Annotated in this window: 11 protein-coding genes; 6 read left to right on the forward strand and 5 right to left on the reverse strand. The window is 51.2% G+C overall.

Annotation, left to right across the window (positions count from 1 at the left end):
* Positions 1 to 235: 235 nt before the first annotated feature.
* On the reverse strand, positions 236 to 2,788 hold the full coding sequence (locus QWI17_RS05170; RefSeq protein WP_302721446.1) for a family 20 glycosylhydrolase: 2,553 nt from the start codon (positions 2,786 to 2,788) through the stop codon (positions 236 to 238).
* A 394-nt stretch (positions 2,789 to 3,182) separates the two neighbouring features.
* Here QWI17_RS05170 and QWI17_RS05175 point away from each other — a divergent pair, with 394 nt between their 5' ends.
* Complete coding sequence (locus QWI17_RS05175) at positions 3,183 to 4,805, forward strand: methyl-accepting chemotaxis protein (protein WP_302721447.1); 1,623 nt, start codon at positions 3,183 to 3,185, stop codon at positions 4,803 to 4,805.
* Here the strand turns inward: QWI17_RS05175 and trpC are convergent.
* Genes trpC through QWI17_RS05190 form a run of 3 tightly spaced genes read right to left on the reverse strand, consistent with a single transcriptional unit; the run spans position 4,795 to position 7,300 of the window.
* On the reverse strand, positions 4,795 to 5,601 hold the full coding sequence (trpC, locus tag QWI17_RS05180) for an indole-3-glycerol phosphate synthase TrpC (RefSeq protein WP_302721448.1): 807 nt from the start codon (positions 5,599 to 5,601) through the stop codon (positions 4,795 to 4,797). The two genes, QWI17_RS05175 and trpC, sit on opposite strands and share 11 nt — an antisense overlap.
* A 21-nt stretch (positions 5,602 to 5,622) precedes the next feature.
* The gene (trpD, locus tag QWI17_RS05185; protein ID WP_302721449.1) at positions 5,623 to 6,654 is read right to left on the reverse strand and encodes an anthranilate phosphoribosyltransferase; all 1,032 of its coding nucleotides are present in this window, start codon (positions 6,652 to 6,654) and stop codon (positions 5,623 to 5,625) included.
* A gap of 58 nt (positions 6,655 to 6,712) precedes the next feature.
* Positions 6,713 to 7,300: an anthranilate synthase component II gene (locus tag QWI17_RS05190; RefSeq protein WP_302721450.1), complete on the reverse strand. Its 588-nt coding sequence runs from the start codon at positions 7,298 to 7,300 to the stop codon at positions 6,713 to 6,715.
* A 198-nt stretch (positions 7,301 to 7,498) separates the two neighbouring features.
* Between QWI17_RS05190 and rfbB the strand changes: the two genes are divergently transcribed.
* The 5 genes from rfbB to QWI17_RS05215 are packed head-to-tail and all read left to right on the forward strand — an operon-like array spanning position 7,499 to position 11,653.
* Positions 7,499 to 8,560 carry a dTDP-glucose 4,6-dehydratase gene (gene rfbB, locus QWI17_RS05195; protein WP_302721451.1) on the forward strand — a complete coding sequence of 354 codons (1,062 nt, stop codon included), beginning with the start codon at positions 7,499 to 7,501 and terminating at the stop codon, positions 8,558 to 8,560.
* On the forward strand, positions 8,557 to 9,441 hold the full coding sequence (gene rfbA / locus QWI17_RS05200) for a glucose-1-phosphate thymidylyltransferase RfbA (RefSeq protein WP_302721452.1): 885 nt from the start codon (positions 8,557 to 8,559) through the stop codon (positions 9,439 to 9,441). Before rfbB ends, rfbA begins: the two co-directional genes overlap by 4 nt.
* The gene (rfbC, locus tag QWI17_RS05205; protein ID WP_302721453.1) at positions 9,438 to 10,028 is read left to right on the forward strand and encodes a dTDP-4-dehydrorhamnose 3,5-epimerase; all 591 of its coding nucleotides are present in this window, start codon (positions 9,438 to 9,440) and stop codon (positions 10,026 to 10,028) included. Before rfbA ends, rfbC begins: the two co-directional genes overlap by 4 nt.
* A complete protein-coding gene (gene rfbD / locus QWI17_RS05210) occupies positions 10,021 to 10,890 on the forward strand; it encodes a dTDP-4-dehydrorhamnose reductase (protein ID WP_302721454.1) in 870 nt (289 codons plus the stop codon). The genes rfbC and rfbD overlap by 8 nt, the downstream gene beginning before the upstream one ends.
* A gap of 4 nt (positions 10,891 to 10,894) precedes the next feature.
* Positions 10,895 to 11,653 (forward strand): glycosyltransferase, encoded by a 759-nt coding sequence (locus QWI17_RS05215; protein ID WP_302721455.1) that lies wholly within the window; start codon positions 10,895 to 10,897, stop codon positions 11,651 to 11,653.
* Here the strand turns inward: QWI17_RS05215 and QWI17_RS05220 are convergent.
* Complete coding sequence (locus QWI17_RS05220; RefSeq protein ID WP_302721456.1) at positions 11,574 to 12,371, reverse strand: glycosyltransferase family 2 protein; 798 nt, start codon at positions 12,369 to 12,371, stop codon at positions 11,574 to 11,576. The genes QWI17_RS05215 and QWI17_RS05220 overlap by 80 nt on opposite strands.
* Positions 12,372 to 12,376 lie beyond the last annotated feature (5 nt).

The raw sequence follows: 12,376 nt of genomic DNA on the forward strand, positions 1-12,376 counted from the left end.
CCGCCAAAGTCTTTGCTCATTAAAGTAAGGTATAGACATTTGCTGCAGGCTTGTTTAAAGAGTAATAGCACGGCCCGCCGGAAAAACAAGCGAAGCCATCGACCGGCTCTAACTTTTACTGCGCTCGGCTTATTAAAAAAGCCCCGGCAGGAACAACCCGCCGGGGCTTAAATAGAACCACTGTGTGGCAACCAATCCATCGGTTCTCACACCAGTAGGCGAGCAAACCTCCGGTTCACGGCGTAACAGCGAGACTGTCAATCCGACTTATTTGCTCGCCTAACCGGGCCCGCAACATAATCTTCCCACCGCCGACTTCTGCCGGCTGCTGGTAAGACTGCCAATCCGTACCATTGTGACTGTATTCCAGCTCAACGCCAGGATAGAGGCTATTCATGTGGAGCTTACCCGCTTTGATGGAGGCACCCGGTGGCGGCAAATAGAACTCGCCGCCCTGCGCTTGCAGACGAGGCAACTCACGATTTACAAGGGCCCCAACAAAGCCTTGGTAATCTCTTTGACGAGCAGACACAGACGCAGAGTCCTCCCAGGCGGCTTTGTGCCAGGCGCGCTCAGCCAATGCCATTAACCGGGGATAAATCATTTGCTCGAGCTGCTCAGGAGTACGAATGGTTTCGGTCCACACCTGCCCTTGAATACCCAGTATATTTTCCGGCTTCTCCAACGGTGGCAGTGGGCGCCCCACCAAAGCCTCCAGGTTGTCTATAGGATCGCCATTGCGGGTATAGTCGGCGTTGGCATAGACATCATCGGGCAGATAAGAGAACACTTTCGCCAAATCCGTATACCGCGCCGCCCAATAGTAGCCGCGCTCCTTAGGGTGAACCTCGTGCGGATGATCAAAGTACAAGTGTGTGCCGTGTGACAACACCACTTGATAACCGGCGTTGGCCAGACGATGCGCCCGGTCAGCAACACCCCACTCCCAAATGTTATCCCAGACATTCGCAATCACATTTTCATTGACGAACTGAGAGCGATTGAAAGTATTGGTCCAATCATACATTAGGCCGTCTTCCCAACCGGCCAAATCCAACCCACGCTTATTGGCAATCGCTGAAACACGACTTACAAAGTAAGGCTTCAGATCGGACGGGCCGGAGATTCCCAGCGTATCGGCAAATAACTGGTTACATATAGGTGACGCCGTCCAGGAGCCTGCTCCAACCTCATCGCCTCCCATATGGAAAGTATCCAGCTTGATGCCCGCTTTGCGGTACATTTGCTGCAACTCATATATAACCTTATCGACAAAGTTGTAGGTAGATTCGCGGCAAACGTTAACCGAGTTATCCGTGTAATTTTGTACCGTTATATACTGCGACTGATCTTTCGGGTCTGACAATAGGTAGCGCTCTGCCTGCTCAGGCTGCCCCTCCTCCATGAGACGCTCGTAGCGCGCGTTCATCGACACGATCGCAGCCCTGGCGTGCCCCGGCATATCGATCTCGGGAATCACCTCGATATGGCGCTCGGTGGCAAATTTGAGTATTTCAATAAAGTCGTCGACGCTATAATAACCATTACCGCTGCCAGAACTGTGAGGACCGGTTCCAAGTTGGGTCAGCAAACATTCACGCTCGCTCGGGTCAAAGCAACGATTGGCCCCCACATCGGTCAACTCAGGCAATCCTGGTATTTGCAAACGCCAACCTTCATCTTCAGTAAGATGAAGGTGCAGCTTATTGAGCTTGTAACGCGCCATTTGCTCAATCAAGCGCAGGGTGACTTCCTTGCCGTGGAAATTGCGCCCCATATCGTAGTGCATACCACGCCAGCCCGCGCGCGGGCTGTCCTGCATGCTAACGCGCGGAACGACAACATTGCCATCCTCGGTTTTAGCCAAGCCCAGTAAGCTCTGGATTCCATAGAAAGCCCCGGCAACATCGCTACCAACCACGGCAATCTGTTTTTTCTCCACCTGCAGGGCGTAGCCTTCGGCCCCTTGGGGTGCCTTTGCCTCTACCGTGTCGGAATTGCCAGACAGGACATAAATCACCGGACCGCTTGCTGCCACGTGATCGGGCTCAGCAGCTAGCTCGAGGCCGTAGTCTTGCTTTAAGCGTTTTTGCAAATAGTTGGCTTCAAAGCGCGCGCCACCAGAGTAGCGAATTTGCCACTCTTTGGTCAGCAGCGCCTCTGCGCGGCGATATTTGATTTCAGAGGGGGCCGGAATAAGACGCGGCTCCCGGACCGCTTCGACCAGACCCTCGGCCAGCACAAAGCGCTGCTGTGGCGTTACGATCATATATTGATCATCCGCACTGCGGCGCAGCTGCTTCTCCTGGACAATGGGAGCAACAAACTCTGTCAATTGTTCGGTGTCTGTATTGGCAAACACTTCAGGCTCTAAGCCCTCATACACCACAAATGATCTGGGCATAAAGTCGGAGTAAGCCACCATGTGTGCATTGGGGCTGAATTCGACCGCCAGTGCCTCGCCAGATTTCAGGCCACTGAATTCTTCAGTCGGCACCAACCGGTGTAAATCACCCTGAATATGCTCAATGCGTAAGTCAGCTTCGGGCGCGCTTTGGACCTTACGAACGGCGTGAAAATATACAGCCCAATTCTCTGCGGGCAATGCCTGGCGCGACTGATTGTCGAGCTTCAACAGCATTTTTCGGCCTGCTTTATCGGTATTCGACACGACCTCAAAGGTGAGCTGAGTATCGTCTGCAAACTCGGCCATATCGCTCTGTGACCACGCGGCTCCAAGCGATGCTACCGGCCAACAAGCGGCCATTATTAGAATCAGTTTACGCATTGTTATTTTCCTCAGTACTGTTTTATGCGGCGGCCGAAAAGTGCCAAGCCAGCCTGACAACGTTGTCCACCTTACACCAATTACCGGCGGGCGCCCATTACTTTACACACTTTGACTTATGTTAATTTATCTCGTGCCGATAGCGTCTAGTATTTAGGGAACACTCAATGGTTCTGTCGAGATACAGTCTCAGAGCCATCACTCGCGCACCGCCTTGACGCAATCTGCAAGGAAGTTGCACCAATAATAGATAACGCATATACCTAAAAATGGAAAATTTAATTAACTTCAACTTATTGTGGAATAATGCACCAAAACTGATTGACAACGTTGACATGCAGACATAATTTCGATCATCAAGTAAACACTGTTTCTAGGCACCGCGAGGTACATAATGTCTCTTAGATTGAAAGTGTGGGTTTTATCCGGGCTGATTCTTATAGGTCTTTTGGTTTTGACCAGTGTCGGCCTGTTCACCCTGCGCCAGGCGACCAGTGATGATAACGAAGCTCGGGTCAAACAGTTACTGACCAGTACTTACGCCACTGTCGTAGAAATGGAAGCACTCGCCAAAGAAGGCGTTTTGAGCGATGAGCAAGCTCAGGAAATTGCGGCGCGGCTGCTGCGTGAAAACGTCTATCACAATTCGGAGTATGTTTACGTCGCTGATGATAACTTAGATTTTATTGCGGCCCCACTAGATCCGCAGTTACACGGAACCAGCTTTCACGAGTTTAAAGACGGAAACAACAAAAGCGTGGGCGAAATTATGCTGCAGGCGGTGAACTCCGCAGGTGACAACCTGGCGAGCTATCACTGGACTCAACGCCAGGCGGATGGATCCATTGAAGAAAAGTTGTCGATCGCGCAGCGCTCTCCACGTTGGGGTTGGTTCGTCGGCACCGGAATTGGCTTTAACGAAGTAAACGCGCGCTTTTGGGACAGCGCAGGCAGTCAGTTAGTCATATGCTTGATTGTCAGCTTGTTTATTGTCGTTCCTGTTCACTTCGCCGTAAGCAAGATAAAAATTGGCTTGGGGGGTGAACTGCGTGACGTACTTGGCTTGGTGAGACGCGTTGCCGACGGTGACCTTACCGAAAGCGCCCACGTGCTAGACTCGGCGGATGACAGCATTTACGGCTCCATGTTGCGAATGCGCCACTCAATGCGCGAGATTATGCTCGCTTTGCAATCTGCGGCGCAATCGCTCGATCAAGTCGGTGATGACATTGTCGAACGGGCGCAAACCAGCACTGCCATGGCGGAGGAACAAAGCAGCACCGCCATTAAAATTGCCGCCTCAGCCGAAGAATTTAATCAACAAACACGCCACGCCATGGGTCAAGCGGAGGACGCTAAAAACCAGACTCATTCGGCCTCTAGTACTTCAGAACATGGTCAACGCCTGATATCCAGTGCCGTCAGTAAATTTACGGAAATTGACCAAAGCGTCAGTACGACTCAGGACAGCATGGACACTCTAGCCAACCGGGTGGACAACATTTCTGCCGTGGTATCGGTGATCAGTGCGGTAGCTGAGCAAACCAATTTACTAGCGCTGAACGCAGCCATTGAGGCGGCACGGGCGGGCGAACAAGGCCGCGGCTTCGCCGTGGTAGCGGACGAGGTTCGGCAACTGGCCTCGCGCACCACGCAAGCCACGCAAGAAATCAGCGAGAGCATCAGTGCCGTGCAGCAAAGCAGCCAGGAAAGTAAAAGCCACATGGACGCTATGGTGAACGAGTTGCGCGAAGGTATAAAACAAACCCGTGAGGGGGGCGCTATTGTCGAGTCTATTCGCAGCGAAACTCAAGTCGTGGAGGACATTGTCTCGCGCATTGGCCAAGCTATGGCGGAACATGTAGAGGCCAGCGGCCTGATCTTAGAATATGTCAGCCACATGGAGGCGTCTTCGCAAAACACCAAATCTGCGGCCCAGGGCACACTGGAGACTTCCAGAAAAATTCGCGACGCTGCCCACCAGATGAGCGAGCAGCTGGAGCAGTTTACACTTTAAAGTCAAAAAACTCCGCAAGCGCCGCGCCTGGATCGTCGCGGCGCATAAACGCCTCGCCAACCAAGAAGGCGTTAACGTCTCGGGCTCGCATAGCCTCGACGTCGGCCGGGGCTAAAATACCACTTTCGGTAACCACAATACGGTCATCACCGATAGAATCGAGCAGAGCGTAGGTAGTATCCAGACTCACCTCAAAGGTATGCAAATTGCGATTGTTAATACCGATTAAGCGGTTGGGAAGTACAAGTGCCTGCTCCAACTCCTGCATGTTATGCACTTCCACCAATACATCTAAACCCAGCTCGAGGGCAAATTGATTAAGAGTTTGCAGTCGCTCTGGGCTCAATGCGGCAACAATCAACAATACGCAATCTGCGCCCATTGCCCGCGCTTCAAGTAGCTGATACTCATCCACCAAAAAGTCTTTGCGTATCACAGGCAAATTAACGGCTTGACGAGCTTGCACTAGATACTCATCCGCCCCCTGAAAGAAGTCCACATCGGTCAGAACGGACAGGCAAGCGGCGCCGCCACGCTCGTAGCTGCGAGCCAGCTCCGCCGGCACAAAATTCTCACGAATTACCCCTTTACTCGGCGAAGCCTTTTTAATTTCCGCAATCACTGCGGACTGTCCCGCCGCAATACGAGATTCTATGGCCTGTACAAAGCCACGCGTAGGCTTTTGTGTCGCAGCAGCCTGCTCTAGAGATTGGATTGAAACCTGAGCTTTGCGCTCGGCAATCTCTTCCCTCTTGCGGGCAATGATTTTTTTCAAAATTGTAGGTGTATCACTCATTCAATATTTACCTTGAACGTATTACTCAAAACACTGGGTGAAAGCGGCCAGCTCGCGCAATTTCTCGCCGGCGAGCCCTGAGCCAATCGCATCTTGAGCCATTGCCACACCTTCGTTTAGGGACCCCGCAACACCACTGACGTATATGGCAGCACCGGCATTTAGCGCTATCACATCAGCGGCTTTTTGTCCCAGCTCATCAGGTTTACGACCCAGCGCTGACTGAATCAATGCCAACGATTGCTCTGCATTATCGACCCCCAGCCCGATCAGGCTTTGGCTTTCGATACCAAAATCTTCTGGTTTAATGGTGTATTCACTGACCACTCCGCCGTTTAATTCGGCTACCCGTGTCTCACTGGCCAAAGAAATTTCATCGAGCCCGTCCAGTGCATGCACCACTAAAACATGTTCGCTGCCCAAGCGACCCAACACCTCGGCAATAGGCTTACACAGTTGCGCGCTGAACACACCAATCACTTGGCGCTGTACACCAGCGGGGTTAGTCAAAGGCCCCAACATATTAAAAATTGTGCGCAGGCCAAGCTCTTTGCGAGGGCCGATAGCATGTTTCATCGCACTGTGGTGGGCCGGGGCAAACATAAAGCCGACGCCTAACTCTTCAACACAGCGAGCCACTTGCTCGGCACTAATACTCAAGTTGACACCCGCCGCCTCTAGTACATCAGCGCTACCGGTGGAGCTCGAAACCGAGCGATTGCCGTGCTTGGCAACACTGGCGCCAGCCGCAGCCACGACAAATGCACTTGCCGTGGAGACATTAAACAGATTGGCGCCATCTCCACCGGTACCACAGGTATCCACTAAGTGTTCGGCATTGATACTGACCTTGCTGGCCAACTCACGCATGACGGTAGCCGCACCGGTGATTTCATCGAGAGACTCTCCTTTCATACGCAGTGCGACCAGCAGAGCGCCTATTTGCGCATCGGTTGCCTCGCCCGTCATGACCTGACGCATTACCGATATCATCTCATCTGTATTCAGGTCGATGGTATCCACCACCTTGGCCAATGCCTGCTTAATTTCCACAGCGGTCTCCATATTGCTAAATTGGTATGGGGCGATCTCAATCCCCCGGATTCGTGCGTTAGCGCGAATACATTAAAAAATTTGCCAGTAACCGATGGCCCTGCTCGCTTAAAATCGATTCGGGGTGAAACTGTACTCCCTCAAGCGGAAGGCTTCTATGCTTCAACCCCATAATTTCACGATGGTGGCCAGAACCATCGGGCTCTGACCATGCTGTCACGCCTAACTCTTCGGGCAGTGTATCTGGCGCCACCACCAGTGAGTGGTAACGCGTCACCCGCAATGGGTTGTTCAAGCCCGCAAAAACACCTTCTTGGTGGTGTTCAAGCATTGATGTTTTGCCGTGCATCACCTGCCCGGCATGAATGATTGCGCCACCCAGAGCTTCGGCAATGCACTGGTGCCCGAGACACACTCCGAGAATTGGAATACTACCAGAAAATCGACGAATAACCTCGACCGATATACCGGCCTGCTTAGGCTGCCCAGGCCCTGGCGAGATAACAATATGACTGGGCGCCAGTTGCTCGATCTCGGCAAGGGTTAACTGATCGTTGCGCGCGACTCGCACGCGTGCGCCTAGCTCATCGAAATAGTGAACCAGGTTATAGGTAAACGAGTCGTAGTTGTCGATCATTAACAGCATGACGGCCCCAATGAGCGCTGTTGCAGGGGGAGGCAAGGGTAGCATAAAACCCCCGCCCGCTGACATTGTCCGCCATGTGAAGCCCCCTGATTAACTACAACCCACCGCGCCAATCCGGTATCATAGGCGGTTAATATCGGTCCAGGTACCGTCATGCCGGAACACCGGCCACATTTGCTCAAGTAAGTAACTTCGCCTATGAAAGTCATCGTTACCGGCGGCGCCGGATTTATTGGCTCAGCCGTTATTCGCCACCTAATAAACGACACTGACCACCACATACTCAATCTCGACAAGCTAACCTATGCGGGTAATTTAGACTCCCTCAGCGAGGTTAGTGACAGCCCTCGCTACCGTTTTGCGCAAGTGGACATCTGCGATAGCGAAGCCGTTGCACATCTGCTGAACGACTATCAACCAGATGCCATAATGCATTTAGCCGCTGAAAGTCATGTCGACCGGTCGATTACCGATGCCGCCGAGTTTATGCAGACCAATATTATTGGCACTTATACCCTACTTGAACAGGCTCGCCGCTACTGGGAATCGCGTGATAGCGCACAGCCATTTATGTTCCACCACGTATCCACTGACGAAGTATATGGTGACCTGAAAGGCACCTCAGACCTATTTACTGAGGACACCCCCTATGCCCCCAGCTCACCCTACTCCGCCAGTAAGGCGAGCTCAGACCACCTGGTTCGGGCCTGGAACCGAACCTATGGCCTGCCGGTTGTGATCACCAATTGCTCCAACAACTATGGCCCGTTTCACTTTCCGGAAAAATTTATACCACACATGATATTAAACGCTCTGGATGGCAAGCCGCTGCCAGTCTATGGCGATGGCAATCAAATCCGCGACTGGCTTTATGTCGAAGACCACGCGAAAGCGCTGGTTAAGGTCATGCTGGAGGGAACCGTAGGCGAAACCTACAACATTGGCGGCCACAACGAGAAGCGCAATATTGAGGTGGTGGAAACGCTTTGCCACCTACTCGAGGAGCTCGCCGGCGATTTGAAACCCAGCGCTATTGCGAACTACCGCGACCTGATTACCTTTGTAAAAGATCGCCCCGGGCATGACGTGCGCTACGCAATTGATGCAGGTAAAATTCAGCGCGATCTCGGTTGGGTACCGGATGAGACTTTCGACACAGGTTTGCGCAAAACCGTACGCTGGTACTTAGAGAATAAACATTGGTGGCAGAATGTGTTGGATGGCCGCTATAAACTGGAACGAATAGGACTGACCCAATGAAAGGCATTATTCTCGCTGGGGGCAGCGGTACGCGCCTGTACCCAATAACACAGGGTGTCTCGAAACAGCTTATACCGGTTTACGACAAACCGATGATCTACTATCCGCTGTCGATCTTAATGTTCGCGGGTATTCGTGAAATCTTGATCATTACCACACCAGAAGATCAAAGTAGCTTTAAACGCTTACTGGGCGACGGATCGCACCTCGGGGTTAGCTTTGAGTACATAGTGCAACCATCGCCCGACGGACTCGCGCAAGCGTTCATCTTGGGCGAAGACTTTATTGGCGAAGACTCAGTATGTTTAGTGCTGGGGGACAATATCTACTACGGCCATCAACTGGCCGACACCCTAAAAAATGCTGTTGGTAACGCGTCCAACCAACAGGCCACTGTTTTTGGCTATCATGTGCACGACCCCGAACGGTATGGAGTTGTAGAGTTCGATGCCACTGGCAATGCCATCAGTATTGAAGAAAAGCCTGAACAGGCCAAATCGCATTATGCGGTAACCGGTCTGTATTTCTATCCCAACGATGTGATCGAAAAAGCCAAGTCGGTAGTGCCATCACATCGCGGCGAACTGGAAATTACCAGTGTTAATCAAATGTACCTGGATGAAAGCCGGTTAAAAGTAGAACTGATGGGGCGAGGGTATGCCTGGCTGGATACTGGCACCCATGAAAGTTTGCTCGAAGCCGCGCAATTTATTGAAACTATTGAGAAGCGCCAAGGCCTAAAAATTGCCTGCATTGAAGAGATTGCTTACGAACTTGGCTATATCAGTAAGGAACAGCTCATAGCGCTTGCTGCGCCACTAGCAAAGAATCAATATGGCCAGTATTTACTACGACGTGCACAAGAGGAGTCGGTCAATTGAAAATCACGCCACAGACCATCGCTGACGTCCTATTGATTGAGCCCAAAGTGTTTGGCGACGAGCGCGGTTATTTTTTCGAATCATTTCGCCAAGACCTGTTCGAGGCGGCCACTGGCTACCCTGTTAATTTTATTCAAGATAACGAATCCAAGTCAGGTAAAGGGGTATTGCGCAATTTACACTTTCAACGCCCCCCCTACGCACAAAGCAAGTTAGTACGCGTGATTGAGGGTGATGTACTCGACATTGCCGTCGACCTTCGCCAAGGCAGTCCCGCCTTCGGCCAGCATGCGAGCGCCCGCCTCAGTGGTAAAAATAAGCACCAATTATTTATACCACGCGGGTTCGCCCATGGTTTTATTGTTTTAAGTGAAACCGCCACCTTTGTGTATAAAGTGGATAACGTATACGCTCCCGAGCACGATTGCGGCATCTATTATGCCGATACAAGTCTCGGGATTGACTGGCAGTTGCCGCAGCAAGACATCAAAACATCCGAAAAAGATGCAACGCTGCCGACCCTGGCCGAACTTACCGAGTCTACTCCCGAGGCATTGTTTCAATACGGCAGCACGCTCTATGATTAATACCTCTCGTATACTGGTATTGGGATCAACGGGTCAGCTAGGCTCAGAGATTCGTTACCTGTGTTCTGATATCACGGACAACGAATGGATTTTTGCGGACCGCAGCGCGCTGGACCTGACAGATTCGAGCGCAATAGATGCGTATGTTGCGAAGCATGCACCGCAAGTGATTATTAACTGCGCTGCGTACACCGCGGTCGACAATGCAGAGCGAGAGGCCGACCTCGCCAATCAAATAAATCATTTGGCGGTAAGAGCATTGGCCCTAGCTGCAAAAAAAATGGGTGCAAGTCTTATTCATATTTCCACCGATTACGTTTTTGACGGTAGACACCACCGGCCCTATTTTCCTGACGATTTAACTGAACCAACAGGTGAGTACGGTAAAAGCAAACTTGCGGGTGAACAAGCAATAGTTGCCACCAATGTACGCGGCATTATTATTCGCACTAGCTGGGTTTACAGCTGCTTTGGCGGGAACTTTGTCAAAACCATGCTGAGACTGGGAGCGGAGAAACCAAGCTTAAATGTAGTAGCCGATCAAGTGGGTAGCCCTACTTGGGCACGGGATTTAGCGCAAGCCATCATTCACATTACTGCTCATTCAGAAATAGCGAACAAAACGGGGGAGATTTACCACTACAGCAATACAGGCGCATGCAGTTGGTTTGATTTCGCTGAGCATATAATGAATCATCGCCAGCTCAGCTGTAAATTAAGCCCAATTCGCACCGAAGAGTACCCTACCCCCGCGCAACGGCCACATTATAGTGTTCTCGATTGCCGCAAAATCTGTGACGACTTTGATATCAGCATCCCCTATTGGAACCACTCGTTAGCTAAATCGCTTGTCGAGTTTTAACAATATGAAGGTCAGCGTCTGCCTTGCCAGCCATAACGGCAGCCAGTTTATTCACGCACAAATAGACAGTATTTTGCAGCAGCTTGCACAACAGGATGAGCTTATTATCGTCGACGACCACTCTCAGGATAACACCGTCGACATCATTAAAGATTTTGATGATAAGCGAGTAATACTTCTCGCCTCTAATAAACAGCTAGGTCATGTCGCAAGCTTCGCCAAAGCCATTAAGCATGCCACGGGAGACATTATTGTTCTATCCGATCAGGATGACATCTGGACTGACGGCCGGCAAAAAATCGTAAATGATGCGTTTTTGCATTCAAATTGCGCTCTTGTAGCGGGCACATTCAATCAAATAGACGAGAGGGGCGAACCCTTAGCGGCACCAGAGCGTAGGCTAAAAGCGAAAGATTCCGAAAAACCACTGGCAAATATCATTGGTATATTTCTTGGTCGTAGGCCCTATTTTGGCTGTGCTATGGCCTTTAGACGCGAGCTAACACATCTTGTGTTGCCCATTCCTAGATGGGTTGAGTCTCACGACTTATGGATAGCCATGGCAGCCAATATGCACGGCGGAATCAAACACCTAACCAGTCCGTTACTGTACAAGCGCTTACACGCGGCTAATGTCTCTACTCCCACCAGGCGAGCTTTACCTATTGTCGCTATCAGTCGGATTAAATTTTTAGCTTGCCTATTAATTCTTTTCTGGCGCGCCATACGGCTAAAATCAAATAACGCGCGGTCAAGTACATAGACATTGGCACCGAAAAGCCCTGCTCCTTTGAGTAGATACGCCAAAAGTAAGAAATTACGCGAAGCTTATTTGCCGACACTGAGCCGGGATGTTTTCGGTATTGCGCCAGCCGCTCTTGTTGAACAGCCATACGCACGCCCGCCCGGGATAACACTAGCCACAACGCATAGTCTTCATGACCGACGACGGGAAATTTATGGTGCTGCAAATGCTTCGCCTGACACAGTACTGTTGAGCAAATCAGGGGATTACTCGCCAATAGAGACTTGTAGTCCACCGCCGTTTTAGGTTGCCGCAACCCGACGACCTGCCCCGCCGCATTGATAAGGTCGACGCCCGCCGCGCATAAGTCAAGCTCGCGCTCATCTATAAACTGCAACTGTCGCTGGAGTTTTTGTGTCAGCCACACATCATCCGCGTCGAGAAAAGCAATGTATTCGCCTCGGGCATACTCCAGACCCTTGTTGCGCGCAATGGCGGGCGAACCACTGTTTTCATTTAATCTGATATACGAAATTCGAGAGTCTGCACTGACATACTTATTGATAATTTCTGCAGTGTTATCGGCAGAGGCGTCGTCGACAACCACGAGCTGCCAATCCATAAAATTTTGGCGAACGACAGATTCAATTGCATTCGCTATCGTCGCTCCCGCATTGTATGCCGGCATAATAATACTAACGAGTGCCATAGGAAGCGTCGTTGAATCAACCGGCATAGACG

The sequence above is a fragment of the Gilvimarinus gilvus genome (genome assembly GCF_030518155.1).
In the GTDB taxonomy this organism is placed as follows: domain Bacteria; phylum Pseudomonadota; class Gammaproteobacteria; order Pseudomonadales; family Cellvibrionaceae; genus Gilvimarinus; species Gilvimarinus gilvus.

What these genes read in the sequence shown, in the direction of transcription:
- QWI17_RS05170 (WP_302721446.1), bottom strand. Translation starts at nt 2,788, where the DNA reads ATGCGTAAACTGATTCTAATAATGGCCGCTTGTTGGCCGGTAGCATCG.
- QWI17_RS05175 (WP_302721447.1), top strand. Translation starts at nt 3,183, where the DNA reads ATGTCTCTTAGATTGAAAGTGTGGGTTTTATCCGGGCTGATTCTTATA.
- trpC (WP_302721448.1), bottom strand. Translation starts at nt 5,601, where the DNA reads ATGAGTGATACACCTACAATTTTGAAAAAAATCATTGCCCGCAAGAGG.
- QWI17_RS05190 (WP_302721450.1), bottom strand. Translation starts at nt 7,300, where the DNA reads ATGCTGTTAATGATCGACAACTACGACTCGTTTACCTATAACCTGGTT.
- rfbB (WP_302721451.1), top strand. Translation starts at nt 7,499, where the DNA reads ATGAAAGTCATCGTTACCGGCGGCGCCGGATTTATTGGCTCAGCCGTT.
- rfbA (WP_302721452.1), top strand. Translation starts at nt 8,557, where the DNA reads ATGAAAGGCATTATTCTCGCTGGGGGCAGCGGTACGCGCCTGTACCCA.
- rfbD (WP_302721454.1), top strand. Translation starts at nt 10,021, where the DNA reads ATGATTAATACCTCTCGTATACTGGTATTGGGATCAACGGGTCAGCTA.
- QWI17_RS05215 (WP_302721455.1), top strand. Translation starts at nt 10,895, where the DNA reads ATGAAGGTCAGCGTCTGCCTTGCCAGCCATAACGGCAGCCAGTTTATT.
- QWI17_RS05220 (WP_302721456.1), bottom strand. Translation starts at nt 12,371, where the DNA reads ATGCCGGTTGATTCAACGACGCTTCCTATGGCACTCGTTAGTATTATT.